This window comes from Aeromonas sp. 602396, from assembly GCF_049173735.1.
Lineage (GTDB): Bacteria > Pseudomonadota > Gammaproteobacteria > Enterobacterales > Aeromonadaceae > Aeromonas > Aeromonas veronii_A.
Genome location: NZ_JAAKSD010000002.1, coordinates 53,418 through 73,987, shown reverse-complemented (window position 1 = coordinate 73,987; position 20,570 = coordinate 53,418). Strand labels below are relative to the sequence as shown.

Annotated in this window: 15 protein-coding genes; 8 read left to right on the top strand and 7 right to left on the bottom strand. The window is 60.3% G+C overall.

The genetic code is table 11. The annotated features are described in order from the left end of the window. Positions 1-79 precede the first annotated feature (79 nt). Positions 80-991, bottom strand: coding sequence for a recombination-associated protein RdgC (gene rdgC / locus G5229_RS04025; RefSeq protein ID WP_005350107.1), 912 nt, complete (start codon positions 989-991; stop codon positions 80-82). 179 nt (positions 992-1,170) lie between these two features. Here rdgC and G5229_RS04020 point away from each other — a divergent pair, with 179 nt between their 5' ends. The 3 genes from G5229_RS04020 (at position 1,171) to G5229_RS04010 (ending at position 6,678) form a co-directional block, all read left to right on the top strand. After that, positions 1,171-1,599, top strand: a complete 429-nt coding sequence (locus G5229_RS04020) for a GNAT family N-acetyltransferase (RefSeq protein WP_005338252.1) — start codon at positions 1,171-1,173, stop codon at positions 1,597-1,599. Positions 1,600-1,702: 103 nt separating this feature from the next. Next, entirely contained in the window at positions 1,703-2,929 is a 1,227-nt protein-coding gene (locus G5229_RS04015; RefSeq protein WP_042081011.1) for an exonuclease SbcCD subunit D C-terminal domain-containing protein, read from the top strand. Continuing rightward, a complete protein-coding gene (locus G5229_RS04010; RefSeq protein WP_421208585.1) occupies positions 2,926-6,678 on the top strand; it encodes an AAA family ATPase in 3,753 nt (1,250 codons plus the stop codon). Before G5229_RS04015 ends, G5229_RS04010 begins: the two co-directional genes overlap by 4 nt. Before the next feature lie 89 nt (positions 6,679-6,767). Here the strand turns inward: G5229_RS04010 and G5229_RS04005 are convergent, their stop codons facing one another. Further along, positions 6,768-7,532: a DODA-type extradiol aromatic ring-opening family dioxygenase gene (locus G5229_RS04005; protein WP_040065863.1), complete on the bottom strand. Its 765-nt coding sequence runs from the start codon at positions 7,530-7,532 to the stop codon at positions 6,768-6,770. Positions 7,533-7,699: 167 nt separating this feature from the next. Beyond that, positions 7,700-7,942, bottom strand: a complete 243-nt coding sequence (locus tag G5229_RS04000) for a hypothetical protein (protein WP_227342253.1) — start codon at positions 7,940-7,942, stop codon at positions 7,700-7,702. A 308-nt stretch (positions 7,943-8,250) separates the two neighbouring features. On the opposite strand from G5229_RS04000, the gene pykF reads away from it, so the two are divergent. From pykF to G5229_RS03985, 3 genes are all read left to right on the top strand, one after another. Continuing rightward, a complete protein-coding gene (pykF, locus tag G5229_RS03995) occupies positions 8,251-9,663 on the top strand; it encodes a pyruvate kinase PykF (RefSeq protein ID WP_031227651.1) in 1,413 nt (470 codons plus the stop codon). A 151-nt stretch (positions 9,664-9,814) separates the two neighbouring features. Then, the gene (gene mscK / locus G5229_RS03990) at positions 9,815-13,144 is read left to right on the top strand and encodes a mechanosensitive channel MscK (protein ID WP_005359039.1); all 3,330 of its coding nucleotides are present in this window, start codon (positions 9,815-9,817) and stop codon (positions 13,142-13,144) included. 182 nt (positions 13,145-13,326) lie between these two features. Next, positions 13,327-14,259 carry a GGDEF domain-containing protein gene (locus G5229_RS03985; RefSeq protein WP_216978329.1) on the top strand — a complete coding sequence of 311 codons (933 nt, stop codon included), beginning with the start codon at positions 13,327-13,329 and terminating at the stop codon, positions 14,257-14,259. 99 nt (positions 14,260-14,358) lie between these two features. Here the strand turns inward: G5229_RS03985 and crr are convergent, their stop codons facing one another. The 4 genes from crr to cysK form a co-directional block, all read right to left on the bottom strand. Further along, the gene (gene crr, locus G5229_RS03980; protein WP_216953167.1) at positions 14,359-14,868 is read right to left on the bottom strand and encodes a PTS glucose transporter subunit IIA; all 510 of its coding nucleotides are present in this window, start codon (positions 14,866-14,868) and stop codon (positions 14,359-14,361) included. A 44-nt stretch (positions 14,869-14,912) separates the two neighbouring features. Then, positions 14,913-16,640 (bottom strand): phosphoenolpyruvate-protein phosphotransferase PtsI, encoded by a 1,728-nt coding sequence (ptsI, locus tag G5229_RS03975; RefSeq protein WP_421208584.1) that lies wholly within the window; start codon positions 16,638-16,640, stop codon positions 14,913-14,915. A 46-nt stretch (positions 16,641-16,686) separates the two neighbouring features. Beyond that, the gene (locus G5229_RS03970; RefSeq protein WP_005338266.1) at positions 16,687-16,944 is read right to left on the bottom strand and encodes an HPr family phosphocarrier protein; all 258 of its coding nucleotides are present in this window, start codon (positions 16,942-16,944) and stop codon (positions 16,687-16,689) included. Between the two features lie 440 nt (positions 16,945-17,384). Then, on the bottom strand, positions 17,385-18,353 hold the full coding sequence (gene cysK / locus G5229_RS03965; protein WP_005338267.1) for a cysteine synthase A: 969 nt from the start codon (positions 18,351-18,353) through the stop codon (positions 17,385-17,387). Positions 18,354-18,512: 159 nt separating this feature from the next. Here cysK and G5229_RS03960 point away from each other — a divergent pair, with 159 nt between their 5' ends. Together G5229_RS03960 and G5229_RS03955 are read left to right on the top strand one after the other, a co-directional pair. After that, the gene (locus G5229_RS03960; RefSeq protein WP_421208582.1) at positions 18,513-19,355 is read left to right on the top strand and encodes an AAA family ATPase; all 843 of its coding nucleotides are present in this window, start codon (positions 18,513-18,515) and stop codon (positions 19,353-19,355) included. A 3-nt stretch (positions 19,356-19,358) separates the two neighbouring features. Next, the gene (locus tag G5229_RS03955) at positions 19,359-20,522 is read left to right on the top strand and encodes a vWA domain-containing protein (protein WP_421208580.1); all 1,164 of its coding nucleotides are present in this window, start codon (positions 19,359-19,361) and stop codon (positions 20,520-20,522) included. Positions 20,523-20,570 lie beyond the last annotated feature (48 nt).

Here is a 20,570-nt window from a genome sequence, read left to right as displayed (position 1 = left end):
ATCCGCAATAGATATAAAAAAACCGCCCGAAGGCGGTTTTTACGATGGAATGGCAGAGGCCAAACAGGCGCAAGTCCGGTTAGATGGACTGCTCTTCGCCACCCAGGGCAGCAAACAGCGCCGGGATAAACTGGGACAGCTCGGAGGTCACCAGCGCGAAGTCCGCATCCAGACGGGCGGCCGGATCTTCGCTGGTGACATCGTCGTTCTGCTCGCGCAGCTCTTCGCTGAATTTCAGGCGTTTGATGGAGAGATCATCCCCCAGCACGAAGCTGACGGTCTCGCCCCAGTTGAGGGCCAGCTTGGTCACCAGCTTGTCGTTGGCCAGGTGGTTCTTGATTTCATCCGTCATCAGATCCTGCTGCTTGCAGCGGATGATGCCGCCGTGCTCCATGGCACTGCGCAGCTCGGCTTCGTCTTCCAGAGTGAAGGAGGCTGGCAGATTGCCCTCGTTCAGCCACTCGGTCATGGTGATCTCGGGCGGGTTCTTGAGGGCCACCGGCACCACCGGCAGGGAGCCGATGGATTTGCGCAGCAGCGCCAGCAGATCGTCCGCCTTCTTGGCAGAACCTGCATCCACCACCATCAAATTGTCGGCCGGATTGATCCAGGCGAAGGTCTGGCTGGTGCGACTGAAGGCACGGGGCAGCAGGGTGTGGAGGATCTCCTCTTTCAGCGCTTCCTTCTCTTTCTTCTTGAGGGCGCGTCCCTGTTCGAACTCGATCGCTTCTACCTTCTCGGCCAGCATCTCCTTGACCACGGTGCCGGGGAGCATCTTCTCCTCTTTGCGGGCGCAGATGAGGATGTGGCCGGAGGCAGAGTGGGTCAGGGTTGAGCCGAATTTGCCAAGGGGCTTGACCCACCCGAAACGGGAGATGTCCTGACTGCCGCAAGGGGTGAAGGCACAGGCTTCCAGCTGGGTTTCCAGCTGATCCACGGTCAGGTCAAAGGGGCGGGTAAAGCGATAAATCTGCAGGTTTTTAAACCACATGGCGTCCTCGGTCTCTAGATTGTCCGGCGGGCATTGTACTAGAGAGGCGCTTTGTGATCAGCCAATCATTCTCGCTAAATAAAGGGCGATCGACCTCACAGGGTCTCATTTATATCACCTGAACGGCCGTCAAGTTCCCCTAGACTGCGAGTGTACAAGTTGTTACCAAGGATGGATTTATGTTGCGGCCCAGTCGCCCGGAAGATATGGAAGAGATCGTCGAAATCTGGCTGCTGGCCTCCCTGCAGGCCCACGATTTCGTCGATGCCTCCTGCTGGTGGCAGGCCCAGGAGGATCTGCGTACCCGCTATCTCGATCGTGCCGCCATCTGGGTGTTCGAGGAGCGCGGCGATCTGCTCGGCTTTATGGCGCTGGTGGACAACTATCTCGCCGCACTCTTCGTGCGCCCCGACCGTCAGGGCCGCGGCGTCGGCCACGCCCTGCTGCAGGAGGCGAAGCGTCAGGGGGCGTCGCTCCACGCCCGGGTCTTTGTCGAGAACGATCAGGCGGTGCGTTTCTATCGCCGCCACGGTTTTGTCATCGAGGCCGAGGAGTCCGATCCCCTCACCGGCCACCCCCAATACCGGATGTGCTGCGAACCTGCCTGAATCGATGCCAGCCCCCTGTTTTACTTGAAAAAAGCAAGGGGCATCCTCATCTTGTCCTCATCGGGTGCCGCGGGCACCATCCCTGCAACCGGGCTGCTTTCCAATGAAAATCCTCCATACCGCCGACTGGCACCTTGGCCATCAACTTCATGGTCATGACCGCCGTTTTGAACACGATGCCTTCCTCAACTGGCTGAGCGACACCCTCAAGGTGCGCGAGATCGACGCCCTGCTGGTGGCGGGTGATCTGTTTGATACCGCCAATCCCCCCGCCAGCGCCTGGCAACAGCTTTACCGTTTTCTGGCGCGGCTGCGCGCCGAAATGCCCCGCCTCAACATGGTGCTGATCGGCGGCAACCACGACTCCCCCTCCAAGCTCGATGCCCCCCACGAGCTGCTGCGCGCCTTTGATCTGCATCTGGTGGGCAGCATCAGCCGCGACAGTGAGGGCAAGCTCGAGACCGACCGCCTGCTGGTACCGCTGCAAGACAAAGAAGGCAAGATTGCTGCCTGGTGCGCTGCCGTGCCGTTCCTACGCAGCAGCGATCTGCGGGTGGAGCAGTTGGCAGAGGGGCAGGACAGGCTGATCGAAGGGGTACGGCAGGTCTACGCCGAGGTACTGGCCGAAGGGCGCGCTCGCTGCGGGGAGGATCTGCCGCTCATCGCCATGGGCCATGCCTATCTGGCGGCGGGCCAGCTCTCCGAGCTGTCGGAGCGGCGGGTGCTTGGTGGCAACCAGCACGCCCTGCCTGCCGAACTCTTTGCCGGTGCCGACTACACGGCGCTCGGCCACCTCCATCTGGCCCAGAGCCCAGCCGAGGGGGTGCACTACAGCGGCTCGCCGCTGCCGCTTTCGCTCGCCGAAGCCAACTACAACCATCAGGTGCTGGAAGTGACCTTTGCGGAGGGTAAACAGGCTGGGCTGGAGCGGATCCCGGTACCCCGCGCGGTGGAGATGATCCGCCTGCCCCAGAGCAGCCTCGACGACGCACTCAAAGCCATCGCATCGCTCGAGCTGCCTGCTTGTCCACAAGAAGCACAGCCTTTCCTCGAAGTGCGGCTGCTGCTGCCCAAGCCAGAGGCGCGCATTCGCGAGCGGATTCTCGCCGCTATCGCAGACAAGCCGGTGCGTCTGGCCCGCATCAGCACCCAATATCAGGGCTCTGGCGAAGGGCTGGCCGATGGTCGCGAGCGGCGCAGGCTCGATGAGCTCTCCCCCACCGAGGTGTTTCGCCTCTGCTATCAGCGCCAGTTTGAAGGGGAGCCCGAGGCTGGGCTGGTTGCCTCGTTTGAAGAGATCCTGGAGCAGGTGAAGGAGTCAAACCAATGAAAATCTTGTCTCTGTCAGGTGAGAATCTGGCCAGTCTGACCGGCCCCTTCACCATCGACTTTACCAGGGGGGCGCTCGGCGCCGCGGGTCTGTTTGCCATCACCGGCAACACAGGCGCAGGCAAAAGCACCCTGCTCGACGCCATTTGTCTGGCCTTATACGACGAGATGCCGCGCTTTATCGCCAATCGCAAGAACGTGGCCGAAGTGGGCCGCATGGATGACGAGGAGAAGCTCAAGGCCAACGACGTGCGCGGCATTCTCAGTCGCGGCCACGCCAGCGGCTTTGCCGAGGTGCAGTTTCGTGGTTGCGATGGTCGCATCTGGCTGGCCCGCTGGGCGGTGCGCCGGGCGCGAAACCGCTCGGAGGGGCGCTTTCAGGCGCAGGAGCGCACCCTGACCGATGTGGAGTCCGGGCAGGTTTTCTCCGGCAGCAAGCGGGAGCTGCAGGATCGCATCGACGAGCTGGTGGGTCTCTCCTGGGAGCAGTTCCGCCGCGCGGTGATCCTGCCGCAGGGGGAGTTTGCCGCCTTCCTCAAATCGGATGCCAACGAGCGCTCCGCCCTGCTCGAACGGATGACCGGCACCGAGCTCTACTCCGCCATCTCCATCCAGACCTATGAACGGGCGCGGGAAGAGCAGCAGAAGCTGGCCACTATTGCCCAGCGCCTCGGCGACGTGGCGTTGATGGACGAGGCCACCCGCGAACAGTGGGTAAGTCAGCAGATAAGCCTCTCCACCACCCTCAAGCATGAACAGCAACAGCAGCAGCTGATGCAGGACTTGCGCGACCTCAACAGCCGCATTGCCGCCCAGCTGCAGGGCTGCGCCGAGGGACAGGCGGCGCTCGATGCCGCCCTGCAGGCCCACGGCGCCGCGGCCCCCGAGCGCGAGGAGTTTGCCCGTGCCGAACAGGCCCAGGTGGCCCGCGCCGATCACGACGAGCTGGCCCGCCTCACCCTTGAGGTACAGCAGCAGGAGAAGGTGATCGCCGAGCTGGGGCCTGAGCTGGCCAAACTCGAGGAGCAGACCCAGCAGAGCGCGCTGACCGAACAGCAGTTGCTGGCGGAGAAGATCGCCGCCGAGCGGGAATGGGGTGCCCTGCAACCCGAACTCAAGCGGGCGCAGGAGCTCGATACCCGCATCCGGGAAAAAGTGCAGCAGTTGCAGAAGATCCAGCAGGAGGGGGCACAGGAGCGAGAAGTGCAACTCACGCTGGAGCAGGGCTGGCGCGAGCAGAGCCGACAGGTAGAACTGCTCAAGCAGCAGCACCAGCAGTGGGGCCTTTGGCTCGAAGAGCATAAGGAGCTGGCACCGGTGGCCCGTCAGTGGCAACCCCTGCTCACCGCCATGCAAGATTGGGCCGAGGATGCCGACAAGTTACAACAGCTGCTCACCCTGCGGGATCACAAGCTGCGCGCCCTGCAACAGTTGCAGCGCCAGCTGGAGCAAGGCCAGCAGGAGCGCGACTACTGGCAACATGAACAAGCTCGGCTGCAACAGCAACAGAACGAGCTGCAGGAGCAGCAGTGGGAGGGCCGCCTCGCCAAGGCGCAGGAGCAGTGGCAGCAGCAAGCCGAACAGCTGGGTCAGCTGCGCCAGCTGCTGGAGCTGGCCGATTATGGCCGCAACCACGGCGAACAGCATGGCCGCTTGCAGCAGGAGATTGCCCAGCTGGAGCAAGCGCTGGGCAAGCTCGCCACCCTTGGCGAAGAGCTGGCCCCCGCCCGCGAGCGGCTCGCCCTGCAGCGGGATGAAGCGCGCCACGCGCTGGAGCAGTCCCGCGCCATCGCCAGCTTCGAGCAGTATCGCCATATCCTGAGCGATGGCGAACCTTGCCCGCTGTGCGGTTCCGGGGAGCACCCCTACAGCCAGAGCCAGCCACAGGTGGCTGGCATTCTTGGTCAACTGGCGGAACGGACCCGCAGTCTGGAGCTGGAGTGGGAGCGGCTCAACCATCAGTACATTCAGTGCGAGAGCGAGCGTCAGGAGCTGGCCCGCCAGCTGGCGGTGCGTCAGCAACATCTGCCGGAGCTGGAAACCCGCGCCGAGCAGCTGACCCAGCGCTGGCAACAGCTGGGGGGCGATACCCTGCTGGGCCATCCGCTGCCGCTGCGCCAGAGCCCCATTGAGTGGAACGAGCTGATGAGCACCCTGCTTGGCCGTGGTCAGGCGCTGGAGCAAGGGTTGGCCCAGAGCCAGCAGCAGCTGCGTCAGGCCCAGCTTGGCCAACAACAGCTGCAAGGGGTGCGTCAACAACTGAGCCAACTGGCTGCCCAGCACCAGCAGTTTGACCAGCAGTGGCAAGAGGCCGACCGCCAGCGCATCGCGCTGGAAGGAGAAGTGAAGGCAATGGGCGAGCAGGAGGCGACCCTGCGCCAGCGCCTCGAACAGGGGGGCAACCGTCTCGATGAGCAGATGGCTGGCCAACCCTGGCGCCAATGGCTCGGCAGCCAGCAGTGGCACGAGTGGCAGCGAGCCTGCGAAGCCTGGCTGCACGGCCAGAGCGAGTGGGAGCGTCTGGCCAGCGAGATCGCCAGCCTCACCCCCGCCCTGAGTGCGCAGGAGGCACGCCTGCAGACCCAGCGCGAGCTGCTGCACAAACTCGAGCGGGACTACAAGGAGCACGAACAGCAACGGCAGGGGCTGCTCACCAGCCGCAGCGGTTGTCTCGGTGGCGAGGAGATCCCGCTGGTCGAGAGCCGCTGGCAACAGCGTCTGCAACAACTCGCCAGCGAACTGGAGCTGATGCAAAGCGGCGGCCGTGCTCTGCGGGAGCGGCAGACTGAACTCAAAACCCGCCTCACCCATGTGGAGCAGGAAAAGCAGACCAGCAGCCGCCGCAAGCGGGAGGTGCTAGGCCGCTGGGCCGCCCACGCCAGCACCCTTGGCATTGCCGAGTACGACCTTCGCCGCCTGCTCGCCATCAGCCCCGATGAACTCAAGGCTCGCCGCTCTGCCCTGCAAGGGTTGGAAGATGCCCTTGGCGAGGCGCGCACCCGCCTTGCCGAGCGGCAACGGGCGCTGGCGCTGGAGGAGAGCAAGCGGGATCGCTATCGGGAACATCACCCCGAGCTGGCCGCCCTGCCGGATGCAGAGCTGAGCGATCAACTGGCGGCACTCGATGCCCGCTGCCGCGCCCTTGAAGAGCAGCTGTTCGAGTGCAAGAGCAAGCTGGCACAGGCCGAAGCCGCCGCTCTCAAAGCAGGCAGCCTGCAACAGGAGCTGGCCGCCCAGCAGGCAGTGGCCGACCACTGGCAGCAGTTGTGCGATCTGATCGGGCAAGCCAACGGCGCCAAGTTCCGCACCTTCGCACAGAGCCTCACCCTCGAGCGCCTGCTGCTGGAGGCCAACGCCCAGCTCGCCGAGCTCTCGCCGCGCTACCGGCTGGAGCGGGTACCCGGTACCGATCTGGCGCTACAAGTGGTGGATCTCGACATGGGGGACGAGGTGCGTTCGGTGGACTCCCTCTCCGGTGGCGAGAGTTTCCTGGTATCGCTGGCGCTGGCGCTGGCCCTCTCCAGCCTCTCGTCACGGCAGACCCAGGTCGAGTCGCTGTTTATTGACGAAGGGTTTGGCACGCTCGATCCAGACAGTCTGGATCTGGCGCTCGCCAGCCTCGACTCCCTGCAGGCCGCCGGTCGCCAGATCGGGGTCATCTCCCACGTTCAGACGCTTGTAGAGCGGATTGGCGTGCAGATCAGAGTCGAAGCCCTCGGCGGCGGCGAGAGCCGGGTAGTGGTTCCCTGAGAGCCTTCGGCTCAATCACCACTACCATCGGTCCACCACGCCGTAAATAACAAGACCCCGCCAATTGGCGGGGTCTTGTTGAGAGGCTATCAGCCGAAGCGGTAGGCGCCCATATAGAGGCTGCCGCCATCCCAGCTTTCGTGCAGCCGGGTGGGCGCCACACCGTCGGCCGCCCCCAACGCCACAAAGAGCGGGCGCAGGTGGTCGTCGTGGGGATGGGACTCCACCGCACCGGGAGCCTGCTGGCGATAGTCGAGCAGCGCCAGCCGATCCTCGTCGGCCATCTTCTGCTCCAGCCAGTCGACAAACTGGCTGGCCCACTCCGGCACCGGCGAGCCTTCCGGTGCCAGCGCCCGCAGGTTGTGGGTGATGGCGCCTGAGGCGAGGATGCCAATCCCCTGACTGCGCAACGCCCCCAACACCTCTCCCAACTGCCACAACTGGGCCGGGGTGAAGCTGGCGGGAATGGAGATCTGCACCAGCGGGATCTCGCTGTTTGGGTCGATCAGGGAGAGCGGCGACCAGACCCCGTGATCCAGCTCGCGCCGCACCGGGGTGGCGGTCAGTCCGGCCAGTGCCAGCTGGTCGCTCACCCCTTGTTGCAGCCACTCGGGGCTGCTGGCAGGCCAGCGCATCCGGTAGAGGGGCTCGGGGAAGCCATAGAAGTCGTACATCAAGGCCGGTTTGGGCTCGACGTTGATCTGTAGCTCGCGGCTGAACCAGTGGGCGGAGATGACCACCAGCCCCTTGAGCTCACCCAGACGCAGGGTTCGCAGAAAGCGGGTGGCGGGTTGCTCACGCAGCACCAGATCCGGTGCGCCGTGGGAGATAAACCAGACAGGGGCGAGGGACATAAAGCAGACTCCAACAAAGTATCAGGGGGCGATACCGGAGGGGATATCGCTGTTGGAATCGATTATCCTCCCGCCATGAAAGGTGGACAATCCAGCAAGATAGATAAGAACTATCAACCAATGGTTGATAATTTCACGCTTTCACGACCGGTAAGCAGCAATAGATATCAAGGCTGCGACGCTTCCGGCTGCAGTCGGACTGCGCGAAGCGCCATCCGGGTCGCTGCACTGTGATCCTGCCACTCTCGCCACGCCAATCCCTCGGCGGCCACCTCCCCTTTCACCGGATGGGAGAAGATCGCCAGCAGTCGCGCATTATCAGGCCAGTAGCGGGCTGGCAGTGTCTGAACCAGCAGCAGGGCGGCGCCCAGCAAGAGCAGAGCCCATCCGGTTTCATGGCTGTTTTTCATCTCGGCCTCCTTCACCCGTGCGCCAATGAACTAACATTTTTGCGCAAGCCGGTGACAAGACGGTGACAGCGGACGGGTGGTCATTTTACAACATCTGAACCTCAACCCGGCCAAACAACCACAGATGGCAACATTTGTATCCCTTCAGCCCGAACCTGTGGCCGTATGCTCTAAAATGTGACTCACAGGAAAACGTTATCCCTGAAAAGAAAACGTTATCTGGTCAAAACGTTGTTTCTGGATCATAAAAAGATTCCAAAAACTGGTGTATATTGCTCGGCGGAAATTCCTTAACCATGAAGATTGACATGAAAAAGACCAAAATTGTCTGCACCATCGGTCCGAAGACCGAATCCAAAGAAATGCTGGCCAAAATGCTGGACGCCGGCATGAACGTCATGCGCCTGAACTTCTCCCACGGTGACTACGCCGAGCACGGCAGCCGCATCAGCAACCTGCGCGCTGTAATGGCCGAGACCGGCAAGCACGCAGCTATCCTGCTGGACACCAAGGGTCCGGAAATCCGTACCATGAAGCTGGAAGGCGGCAACGACGTCGCGCTGGTCGCTGGCCAGACTTTCACCTTCACCACCGACCAGACCGTGGTTGGCAACAAAGACAAAGTGGCCGTGACCTATGCAGGTTTCGCCAACGATCTGCGCGTCGGCAACCGCATCCTGGTTGATGACGGCCTGATCGGTCTGGACGTTATCGAAATCACCGAGCGCGAAGTTATCTGTAAAGTGCTGAACAACGGTGACCTGGGCGAGAACAAAGGCGTTAACCTGCCGGGCGTCTCCATCAAGCTGCCGGCCCTGGCCGAGAAAGACAAGCGCGACCTGATCTTCGGTTGCGAGCAAGGTGTTGATTTCGTTGCTGCTTCTTTCATCCGCAAGAAAGAAGACGTTCTGGAAATCCGTGAGCACCTGAAAGCCCACGGTGGCGAGAACATCCAGATCATCTCCAAGATCGAAAACCAGGAAGGTCTGGACAACTTCGACGAGATCCTGGCTGTTTCCGACGGTATCATGGTTGCTCGTGGCGACATGGGTGTAGAGATCCCGGTTGAAGAAGTTATCTTCGCCCAGAAGATGATCATCGCCAAGTGCAACAAAGCCCGCAAAGTGGTTATCACTGCCACCCAGATGCTGGACTCCATGATCAAGAACCCGCGTCCGACCCGCGCCGAAGCTGGTGACGTGGCCAACGCCATCCTGGACGGTACCGACGCAGTCATGCTGTCCGGTGAATCCGCCAAGGGTAAGTACCCGCTGGAAGCCGTGACCATCATGGCCACCATCTGCGAGCGTACCGATGCCGTGATGCCGTCCAACCTGTCTGCTGCCAACGACAGCAACAAGCTGCGCATCACCGAAGCCGTATGTAAAGGCGCCGTAGAGACCTCCGAGAAGCTGGACGCCCCGCTGATCGTGGTCGCTACCGAAGGCGGCAAATCTGCCAAGGCCATTCGCAAGTACTTCCCGAAAGCCTGGATCCTGGCTATCACCACCAACAAGAAAACTGCTGCCCAACTGGTTCTGACCAAGGGTGTAGTTGCTCACGTGGTTGACAGCATCGCCTCTACCGACGATTTCTATCGCATCGGTAAAGAAGCCGCGCTGGAAATCGGCATGGGTCTGAAAGGTGATGTGGTTGTGATGGTCTCCGGTGCTCTGGTACCGAGCGGCACCACCAACACCGCTTCTGTTCACGTTCTTTAATCAGAGCTGAACGAGTTGAAAACGGCGCCTGCGGGCGCCGTTTTTTTTTGTCCCTCCCCCCTGCTTACCTGACAAGCCCGGTGTTAGAATCCACGCGAATTTAATCTATGCGGGAAATCTCCCGAATATCGCGTAATAACCCGGAAGTTATATGCCCTCAATACGTTTTAAAAGAGTCTCGGCCACCCTGTTGCCGCTGCTCTGTCTCCTTGCCAGCCTCTGCGTGCCGCAAGCCATGGCGCAAGATGTCCCCTCTCGCAACGCAGTTCAGCGAGCGCTGGATGGTCTGGGTAAATCAGAGACCCTGACCGTCAGTCAGCAAGCGGATCAGAAGTTGCTGACCGAAACCCTCGGTCTGCTCGACAGCATCGACAAGGAAGAGGCGAAGGCCAAGACCCAGGCCCAGCGGATCCGCAACCTGCCCACCGAACTCAGAGAGATCAGTGCCAAGCTCGATGCCCTGACCAAGGGCAAGAGTGCCGAGCAGATCAAGAGCGAATACGCCAGCATGAGTCTGGCAGAGCTCGACAGCCGTCAGCCGGAAGTGCTGGCCAACATGCAGGCGGCCCAGGAGGCCCTCGGCGCCATCGGCAGCCAGCTCACCAGCTTGCAGACCCTGCCGGAGCGCGCCCAGGCCAGCATGAGCCGCGCCTACCAGCGCAGTCAGGAGATCCGTACCCGCCTCAACGCCGGTGAAAGCGTCTCCAGCGCCGAGAAGATGAAGCTCGGTGCCGAGCTGGCCCTGCTCGACCTGCAACTGGCCCACCTGCAAAAGGAGCTGGATAACCGTACCAGCATGCAAGATCTGGCGATCAAGCAGCGCGACTACCAGAGTGCCCGTCTCGCCAGCGAAGAGCAGAAACTGCAGCTGTTGCAGGATCAGAGCAGCGCCAAGCGCCTCGGCGACACCGAAAAAACCGCCGAGCAGACCGGTGAACTGGTGGCGACCGAAGACAGCCCGCTGGTGCAAAAAGAGCAGGAGCTCAACCACCAGCTCAGCCAGCAGCTGATCGGTGCCACCACCAGCCTCAACTCGCTGGTACAGAAAAACCTGCAAGCCAAGAGCTGGCTGGAGCGCGGCATCCAGACCGAGCGCAACCTCAATGAACAGGTGCAGATGCTCAAGGGCAATCTGCTGCTATCACGCATCCTCTATCAGCTCTACCAGCAGCTGGAAGCGGCACCCACCATCGCCGTCAAAAACCTGGAAGAGCAGATCGCCGATCTGCATCTGGCCCAGTTCGAGCTGAGCCAGCAGCGTGACCAACTGTTCCAGAAGAACCTCTATCTGGACAATCTGATCGCCGGCAGCAAGGATCCGGTGAGCGAAGAGGACAAGGAGAGCCTTGCCAAGCTGCTCGACACCCGCATCAATCTGCTCGATCAGCTCAACCGCCAACTCGACAGCCAGCTCACCAACGCCATCAGCCTGCAGCTGACCCAGCAGCAGCTGGCGCGGGTCTATGCCTCTATCGAATTTACCCTGCAGCAACACATCTTCTGGGTAAGCAGCAACAAGCCCATCGACAGCAAGTGGTTTATCAGCTGGCCCGCCCAGGCCTACAAACAGGCCTCCGACTGGGTATTGAAACCGGACTGGAAACGCTGGCGCGAAGAGCTGCTGGGGATCTCCCTGCTCGCCTTCCCGCTGCTGCTGATCGGCGGCCTGCTGGTCTGGAAACGTCCGGCGCTGGTTGAGCGCGAGAAGAAGATCACCAAGGACCTTGGCCGTTTCCGTCAAGACAGCCAGTGGCACACCCCGCGCGCCCTGCTCTATACCGTGCTGCAACGCCTGCCGGGCAGCATGTTCATTCTGGCTGGCGGTCTGCTGCTCACCTACTGCGGTCTGCTCAGTCCCAAGCTGATGTTCCAGATCACCCTGAACCTCGCCCTCGGTTATCTGGTGTTCAGCGTCTATCTGGCGGTGATGCGCCCGGGCGGCATCGCCGAAACCCACTTCCGGATCCCGAAAGCGGAGCTGCAGGCCAAGCGCAACAGCATGCGCTACATCTGGTTGCCACTGCTGCCGCTCATCATGCTCGCAACCAAGGCGGTGGTTGAACCCTCCACCTTGGGCAACGACGTGATCGGTCAGGCCATGACCCTGACCCTGCTGGGGCTGGCCGCCTATCTGGTGTTCCCCATCTCCCGCGCCCGCATCAAGGGCGAGGCGAGCATGCAGAAGTCGCTGATCGCCATCGCCCTGGCGCTGGCGCCGGTGGCGCTGATCGTGCTGGCAGTGCTCGGTTACTACTACACCGCGCTGAAGCTGACCGGTCGCCTGATCGAATCCTTCTACCTCATCATCATCTGGAGCCTGGTCTACCGCACCGCCCTGCGTGGTCTGGAGCTGGCTGCCCGTCGTCTGGCCTACCGCCGAGCGGTGGCCAAGCGTGAGCACAAATCTTCGGAAGATGCGGAAGGTGGCGAGTCCATCGAAGAGCAGCCCATGGACCTGGAGGATGTCAGCCAGCAATCCCTGCGTCTGACCCGTACCGTGCTGATGCTGATCTTCGGTGTCGCCTTCTACTGGCTCTGGTCCGATCTGGTCGCGGTCTTCTCCTACCTCGACAGCATGGTGCTGTGGCACCGCAGTGAAGGCACCGGCGCCAACGCCGTGCTGTTCCCCATCAGCCTGAGTGACGTGCTGATCGGCTTCCTGCTGCTCGGCGGTGCCTGGTCACTGGCGCGCAACCTGCCGGGCTTGCTGGAGGTGCTGGTGCTCTCCAAGCTCAACCTGGCTCAGGGGACCGCCTACGCCATCACCACCATGCTCAACTACGTGCTGATCGGCTTTGGCTCCCTCACCGCTCTCTCCATGATGGGCGTACAGTGGGACAAGCTGCAGTGGGTAGCGGGTGGTCTGTCAGTCGGTATCGGTTTCGGCATGAAGGAAATTCTTTCCAACTTCGTCTCCGGCATCATCATCCTGTTCGAGCGTCCGGTGCGGATCGGTGACACCGTCACCATCGGCTCCTTCTCCGGTACCGTCTCGCGGATCCGCATTCGCGCCACCACCCTGACCGACTTCGACCGCAAAGAGGTGATCATCCCCAACCAGCAGCTGATGACCGAACGGCTCATCAACTGGTCGCTGAGTGACACCGTCACCCGGGTGATCGTACGGGTGGGCGTGGCGTATGGCTCGGATCTCGAGCTGACCCGCACCCTGCTCAAGCAGGCGGCCGACGAAAACAGCCGCGTGCTGAAAGACCCAGCCCCCATCGTCTACTTCCTCACCTTTGGCGCCAGCACGCTGGATCACGAGCTGCGCTTCTTCGTGAGCGAACTGGGTGATCGCAACCCGGCGGTAGACGAGTTGAACCGCAAGATCGACCAGCTGTTCCGCGAGAACGGCATCGAGATCGCCTTCAACCAGATGGATGTCTACATCAAGAACATGCAGGGCGAAGAGCAGAAGGTGGAGTCCAACTCCGCCGCTCTGCCACCTCCCGCGGAAGATGGCAAGCAGCCAGCCTGATAGCGAACTGCACTGATCTGATGACAACAGCCGCTCACCCAGGTGAGCGGCTTTTTTATGTTCCCGTTGCCACGACCGTCCACTCAGGCAACCGCCGGAGAGTGATAAATGAGTTTACCCGCTGCGGTCTCTCACCTAATGTAGGCTGACGAACGGGAGAGCAGGGAGCCGCGTTTTCGCCCATGGATGACCAACAACTAGAGCACATTCTGTTTCGCTCCTTTGATGTGATCCCGCTCCCAATCCTGGTGTCCGAGTCGACAGCCAGCCAGGGTCATATGTCACCCGACCGGATCCCCCTGCGTCGCCATCTCTTCCTCAACAGGGCCTTTCGCGAACAGCTGGGCTATGAGCTGCAGGATCTGCCGGACATGGAGAGCTGGTTTCACCTCGCCTATCCCGATGAGAGCTATCGCAACTCGGTAATTCAGGCCTGGCATAACCAGATAGAGCAGAGCCTGCACCATGGACTGGAGGTCGCCGAGATGCCGGCGCTGATCCGATGCAAGAGTGGCCACTCTCGCTGGTTTATCGTCACCGCCCAGCTGGGGGCAGATGCCATCCCGGATAGCCATATCGTCACCTTTCGCGATATCCACGACCTGCAATGCATGGTAGAAGAGGTGAGCCGCCTCTCCTGCACCGATCCCCTCACCGAACTGACCAACCGGCGTGGCGCCCAGCAACAGCTGCAGGCTCTCTGGTTGCAGGGCCAGCCCCTCTCGGTGGTGTTGGGAGATATCGACCATTTCAAGCAGGTCAACGACCGCTACGGCCATCCTGCGGGCGATGCCGCACTCTGCGCCGTCGCCCATGCCATGGCGGGCCAGTTGTTGCCCGGGGAAAGCCTGGCCCGTTGGGGTGGAGAGGAGTTTCTGTTGATCCTGCCAGACTGCAGCATTGAGCAGGCGGCACAACGTGCCGAGCAACTGCGCCAGCATGTCAGTACCACCCGCTTGCCATGGCAAGGAGAACAGATCGCGCTAACCATCAGTCTGGGGTGTGCCGGCATGAAGGGTCAGGAGAGCATCGACTATCTGCTGATGATGGCAGACCGGGCCCTTTATCAGGCGAAGGAGCAGGGACGTAACCGGGTGGTCATCTCGGCACAATAGCCTGATAGCCAGAAAGGGAAGCTCGCACGCAACCATAAAAAAACCGAAGCACCAGGCTTCGGTTTTTTACTGCGGCCACTGGCATAGGCCAGCCGACCATTACTTCTTGATGCGGATAACCGGAGTCTCGCCCACAGTCACGGCACCAGTCATCTTCACCAGCTCTTTGATCTCGTCCATGTTGGAGATGACCACCGGAGTCAGGGTAGATTTGGCTTTTGCTTCCAGAACGGCCAGATCGAATTCGATGATGGTGTCACCGCGCTTGACCTGCTGGCCTTCCTGAGCGATACGCTTGAAGCCTTCGCCTTTCAGTTCAACGGTGTCGATACCGAAGTGAACGAACAGCTCGATACCAGAGTCGGACTCCAGAGAGAACGCATGGTTGGTCTCGAAGATTTTGCCGATGGTGCCGTCGCACGGAGCAACCATCTTGTTGCCAGCCGGCTTGATGGCGATGCCGTCACCCACGATCTTCTCGGCGAAGACAACGTCAGGCACATCTTCGATCGGCACGATTTCGCCAGACAGCGGAGCAAAGATTTCGATGCCGCCGGTATCAGCGCTATCGTCGGACACCAGTTTCTTCAGTTTGTCGAACAGACCCATAGTAAAAGCTCCTAAAGATGATTTGTCGCTGTTTGCAGCCGATCTTAGCAGACTGCCTTCTGCTTGATAAAGTTATCTACGCACGCTTCGATTTCAGCAGCGGTGGCAAAGCTCAATGCCTGGTCAGCCATTGCCTTCACATCTTCGAAGCTGGTGTTGCGGATAAGCTTCTTGATACGCGGTACAGAGATGGCGCTCATGGAGAACTCATCCAGACCCATACCCAGCAGCAGCAGGGTGGCGCGCTCGTCACCAGCCAATTCACCACACATACCGGTCCACTTGCCTTCGGCGTGGGAAGCATCGATAACCATCTTGATCAGGGTCAGGACGGAGGGTGACAGCGGGTTGTACATAGCGGAGATCATCTCGTTACCGCGATCGACAGCCAGGGTGTACTGGGTCAGGTCGTTGGTACCGATACTGAAGAAATCCACTTCCTTGGCCAGATGATGAGCCATCACGGCAGCGGCCGGGGTCTCGATCATGATACCCACTTCGACGGATTCATCAAAGGCTTTGCCTTCAGCACGCAGTTCGGCTTTCAGCGTCTCCACGGTAGCTTTCAGGCTACGGAACTCTTCGACAGAGATGATCATCGGGAACATGATGCGCAGTTTGCCGAAGGCAGACGCACGCAGAATGGCCCGCAGCTGAGCGTGCATGATGTCTTCGCGGTCGAAGAAAATACGCACGGCACGCCAGCCCAGGAAGGGGTTCATCTCTTTCGGGAAATTCATGTACGGCAGCTCTTTGTCGCCGCCAATGTCCATGGTACGCACGATGATCGGCTGATCCGGCATCGCTTCGGCCACTTCTTTGTAGGCTTTGAACTGCTCGTCTTCGGTCGGCAGCGCGTCACGGTCCATGAACAGGAACTCGGTACGGTACAGACCCACGCCTTCGGCGCCATTACGGATGGCACCTTCGGTATCCTTGACGGTACCGATGTTGGCGCACACTTCGACCTGGTGACCATCCAGCGTGATGGCAGGCAGATCTTTCAGCTTGGCCAGCTCATCTTTCTCGGCCTGGAACTGAGCCTGGAACTTCTTGGCTTCGGTCAGTTGTTCAGCGGTCGGATTGATGATGATCTGGTTGTTGATCGCATCCAGCACCAGCATGTCACCGTTCTTGACGCGCTCGGTGATGTCGTTGGTGCCTACCACGGCCGGCAGCTCCAGGGAGCGGGCCATGATGGAGGTGTGAGAGGTACGGCCACCGATGTCGGTGACGAAACCCAGCACATATTTCAGGTTGATTTGAGCGGTTTCAGACGGGGTCAGGTCTTTGGCGACCAGGATCACCTCTTCGTCGATGGTGCTCAGGTTGACAACGGCGATGCCCAGTACGTTCTTGACCAGACGGGTACCGATGTCACGGAAGTCGGTAGCGCGTTCGCGCAGATAAGGGTCATCCAGCTCGGCCATCATCTTGGCGTACTGTTCGATCACCTCATAGATGGCTTTGTCAGCGGAAGCCTTGTTCTCTTTGATGAAGGATTTGATATCCCCTTCCAGCTCCTCATCTTCGAGCAGCATGATGTGGCCTTCGAAGATGGCCTCTTTTTCCTCACCGAAGGTGCGACCGGCCATCTCTTTGATGGCTTCCAGCTGGGTAGCTGACTTGGTACGAGCTTCGAGGAAACGGTTGATCTCGGCATCAATCTGGTCAGCAGAGATTTTGCCCTGATTGATAACGATTTCATCTTCTTTAAGAAGAAGCGCCTTACCGAATGCGATACCGGGGGACGCAAGAATGCCAGATATCATAATCCTTCCTATTAAAACGACTGTGGGGGAGGAATCTAAAGCTGGATTACTCCAGCTCGTCCATCAGGGCAACCAGCTTCTCAACAGCTTGCTGAGCATCCGGGCCATCAGCCTGGATAGTTACGTTGGTACCCTTGGTCAGGCCCAGGGTCTGCAGCTTGAACAGGCTCTTGGCGCTGGCGGACTTGCCACCGGAGACCACAGTGATCTCGCTTTGGAATTCTTTGGCTTCTTTCACGAACTGAGCTGCCGGACGGGTGTGCAGGCCGTTTTCAGCAGTAATAACAACAGACTTCTCGTACATGGTTTCACCCCATATTATTGATATTTTTTGGTGGATTGGTCGTTTTTGAAGCAACCTGACCCACCGTGTCAGTATGGATATGTTGTAAAGTAACGAAAGCAGACCCGCAATGGTTTAATCCAGGTCAAGTTTCTGTGCAGTAATCGGCGCGCTGGTTGGCAATTTTCAGTTATTGGGCTACAAGCCGCATCAGGACTGGCCTGAAATTATTTTATAACGAAAAATAACACTTTGTTACTTTGTGATACCCAGCCAGCAAACACCGCGTGACGCCGCACAGGATATGAGATTTAGAGCGGAATGTCTGCTTTTTTTCTCACTCCCAAGCTTGTTATTTTACCCCAAAAAATAAGGATCAAGTGACACTATCAGGGGTTGAGTCTAGCCCATAAAGAAGCGGCGCTCTTGGGAGCGCCGCTGTTTTGAAAGATTCCGATCAGTTACTGCTGCAGTTCCTGCTCGCTGAACACCCCGGCAAACAGGGCGCTGGAGAGGTAACGCTCCGCCGCACTCGGCAGGATGACCACAATGGTTTTGCCCGCAAATTCCGGCAGCTCGGCAAGACGGCTGGCTGCCACCACCGCAGCACCGGAGCTGATACCGGCCAGGATCCCCTCCTCCTCCATCAGACGACGGGCCATCTCGATGGCTTCATCGCTGGTCACCTTCTCCACCCGGTCGATGAGGGAGAGGTCCAGGTTGCCCGGGATAAAGCCGGCGCCGATCCCCTGGATCTTGTGGGGGCCCGGTTTGATCTCTTCCCCGGCCAGCTTCTGGCTGATGACCGGCGACTCCGCCGGTTCGACCGCAACAGAGACCACCGCCTTGCCTTTCGTCTGCTTCAGATAGCGGGAGACACCGGTAATGGTGCCGCCGGTACCGACCCCGGCCACGAACACATCTACCTCGCCGTCAGTGGCATCCCAAATCTCGGGGCCGGTAGTCTTTTCGTGGATCTCCGGGTTGGCCGGGTTTTCAAACTGTTGCAGCAACACATACTTGCCCGGCTCGGATTCGAGGATCTCGTTGGCCTTGGCAATGGCCCCCTTCATGCCAAGCGGCCCTTCGGTCAGCACCAGATTGGCACCGAGCGCCTTGAGCAACTTGCGGCGCTCCAGGCTCATGGTAGCCGGCATGGTCAGGGTGATAGGATAGCCGCGAGCTGCCGCGACAAAGGCCAGAGCAATACCCGTGTTGCCGCTGGTGGGCTCGATGATCTCCTTACCCTTGGTCAGGATGCCGCGCTTCTCGGCATCCCAGATCAGGTTGGCACCGATCCGGCACTTGACGCTGAAGCTGGGGTTGCGGCTCTCGATCTTGGCCAGCACGCGACCTTTGGTAACACGGTTGAGACGAACCAGCGGGGTGTGACCGATAGTCTGGCTGTTGTCCTCAAAAATTTTGCTCATGGCGCTATCCCTGTGTTTGTTACGACGATGAAACAAGATTACCCTGTGGTTTCTGAATGAGAAGTGACTATTCGTTATAACCATATGGTATTACAACATATAGAGCTTATTCTCTCTGGCCCCTGACTCCAGGCGCCAATCGTCAAAGGAACCGACGTTATGGGATTTTCAGGAAGCAGCCAGTATCTCGCCTCCGATGCATTGAAGATGGCGGTCAATGCCGCCATCACCCTCGAAAAACCGCTGCTGATCAAAGGGGAGCCGGGCACCGGCAAGACGGTGCTGGCGGAAGCGGTCGCCGACCATCTCGGCACCGATCTCATTGCCTGGCATATCAAGTCCACCACCAAGGCCCAACAGGGACTCTACGAATATGATGCGGTGGCCCGGCTGCGGGACTCCCAGCTCGGCGACCCCAGAGTGGCCGATATCAGTCACTACATTCGTCAAGGAAAGTTGTGGCAGGCCTTCAGCGCCGAGCAGCGACCTGTGCTGCTGATCGACGAGATAGACAAAGCCGACATCGAATTCCCCAACGATCTGCTGCTGGAGCTGGATCGGATGGAGTTCGACGTCTACGAGACCGGCGAGCGAGTCAAGGCGCGCCAGCGGCCGGTGGTCATCATCACCTCCAACAACGAAAAAGAGCTGCCGGATGCCTTCCTGCGCCGCTGTTTCTTCCACTACATCCGCTTCCCCGACAAGGCCGAGATGCAGGCCATCGTCAAACTCCACTACCCCGACCTCAAGGAGAGCCTGCTTGGCGAGGCAATGGAGCTCTTCTTCGAACTGCGCGAAGTAGAGGGGCTGCGCAAGAAGCCCTCCACCTCGGAACTACTGGACTGGATCTGCCTGCTCTTGGCCGACGATATCGCCCCCGAGGCGATGCGCGCCCGCGAGCCCGGCAAGCTGGTGCCCGCGCTATATGGCGCCCTGCTCAAGACCGAGCAGGATTTGCATCTCTTCGAGAAGCTCGCCTTTCTGGCCCGGCGCGGCAGCTGACCCATGCTGATCGACTTTTTTACCCACCTGCGCCGCCACAAGCTCCCCTGCAGCCTGCGTGAGCTGCTGGACTTGCACGCCGCGCTGGCAGCCCGGCTGGTCGCTGCCGATATGGACGAGTTCTACCAACTCTCCCGCTGCCTGCTGGTAAAAGACGAGGCCCACTACGATCGCTTCGATCGCGCCTTCGCCGAATACTACGAGGGGCTGGACGCCATCCCCCTGCTGCCGGAAAGCCTGCCCGAGGAGTGGCTGCGCAAGGAGTTCGAACGGCTGCTGAGCCCAGAGGAGCAGGCGTTGCTCAAATCCCTCGGCGGACTCGACAAGCTGCTGGAGACCCTCAACCAACGGTTACGCGAGCAGAAAGAGCGCCACGCCGGTGGCAACAAGTGGGTAGGGACTGGCGGCAGCAGCCCGTTTGGCCATGGCGGTTTTCACCCCGAGGGGGTGCGCATGGGTGGAGAGGGGCAGCATGGCAAGGCGGCCAAGGTGTGGGAGGCCCGTCATTATCGCAACTTCAGCGACGACTCACCGCTTGGCCAGCGCGCCATCCAGCTCGCGCTGCGCAAGCTCAGACGCTGGGTACGCAAAGGCAATCCCGATGAGCTGGATCTCGACGACACCATAAAAAGTTCGGCCCGCCAGGGCTGGCTCGATGTGAAGCTGCGGCCCGAACGCCACAACGGGGTGAAGCTGTTGGTTTTCTTCGATGTCGGAGGCTCCATGGATGCCCATGTGGCCGAGGTACAGCGCCTCTTCTCGGCTCTGCGCCACGAGTTCAAGCATCTGGAGTACTTCTATTTTCACAACTGCCTCTACGACTTCGTCTGGAAGGATAACGAGCGCCGCTTTGAGGAGCGCTTCGATACCCTGCGCCTGCTGCGCACCTATGGCAGCGACTACCGGGTGATCCTGGTGGGGGATGCCACCATGGGCCCCTACGAGATCACCTGGCCCGGCGGCAGCGTCGAGCAGTGGAACGAGGAGTCGGGTCAGGTATGGCTTACCCGCTTGCAGCAGCACTTCCCCAAACTGGTGTGGATCAATCCCACCCCGCGGCGGGAGTGGCTCTGGCATCCCTCCATCAAACTGATGAATGACGTGGTTGGCGGACGGATGCATCCGCTGACCCTGGCGGGTCTCGCTGCAGCGATCGACCAGCTGTAACCCTCTCTACCCTATAAACCGACAAGCCGGGAACGCACCCGGCGAGGA

Coding starts and splice junctions, on each gene's coding strand:
- G5229_RS04010 (WP_421208585.1), top strand. CDS start 2,926: ATGAAAATCTTGTCTCTGTCAGGTGAGAATCTGGCCAGTCTGACCGGC.
- crr (WP_216953167.1), bottom strand. CDS start 14,868: ATGGGTCTGTTCGACAAACTGAAGAAACTGGTGTCCGACGATAGCGCT.
- cysK (WP_005338267.1), bottom strand. CDS start 18,353: ATGAGCAAAATTTTTGAGGACAACAGCCAGACTATCGGTCACACCCCG.
- G5229_RS04015 (WP_042081011.1), top strand. CDS start 1,703: ATGAAAATCCTCCATACCGCCGACTGGCACCTTGGCCATCAACTTCAT.
- rdgC (WP_005350107.1), bottom strand. CDS start 991: ATGTGGTTTAAAAACCTGCAGATTTATCGCTTTACCCGCCCCTTTGAC.
- G5229_RS03960 (WP_421208582.1), top strand. CDS start 18,513: ATGGGATTTTCAGGAAGCAGCCAGTATCTCGCCTCCGATGCATTGAAG.
- G5229_RS04000 (WP_227342253.1), bottom strand. CDS start 7,942: ATGAAAAACAGCCATGAAACCGGATGGGCTCTGCTCTTGCTGGGCGCC.
- ptsI (WP_421208584.1), bottom strand. CDS start 16,640: ATGATATCTGGCATTCTTGCGTCCCCCGGTATCGCATTCGGTAAGGCG.
- G5229_RS04020 (WP_005338252.1), top strand. CDS start 1,171: ATGTTGCGGCCCAGTCGCCCGGAAGATATGGAAGAGATCGTCGAAATC.
- G5229_RS03955 (WP_421208580.1), top strand. CDS start 19,359: ATGCTGATCGACTTTTTTACCCACCTGCGCCGCCACAAGCTCCCCTGC.
- mscK (WP_005359039.1), top strand. CDS start 9,815: ATGCCCTCAATACGTTTTAAAAGAGTCTCGGCCACCCTGTTGCCGCTG.
- G5229_RS03970 (WP_005338266.1), bottom strand. CDS start 16,944: ATGTACGAGAAGTCTGTTGTTATTACTGCTGAAAACGGCCTGCACACC.
- G5229_RS03985 (WP_216978329.1), top strand. CDS start 13,327: ATGGATGACCAACAACTAGAGCACATTCTGTTTCGCTCCTTTGATGTG.
- pykF (WP_031227651.1), top strand. CDS start 8,251: ATGAAAAAGACCAAAATTGTCTGCACCATCGGTCCGAAGACCGAATCC.
- G5229_RS04005 (WP_040065863.1), bottom strand. CDS start 7,532: ATGTCCCTCGCCCCTGTCTGGTTTATCTCCCACGGCGCACCGGATCTG.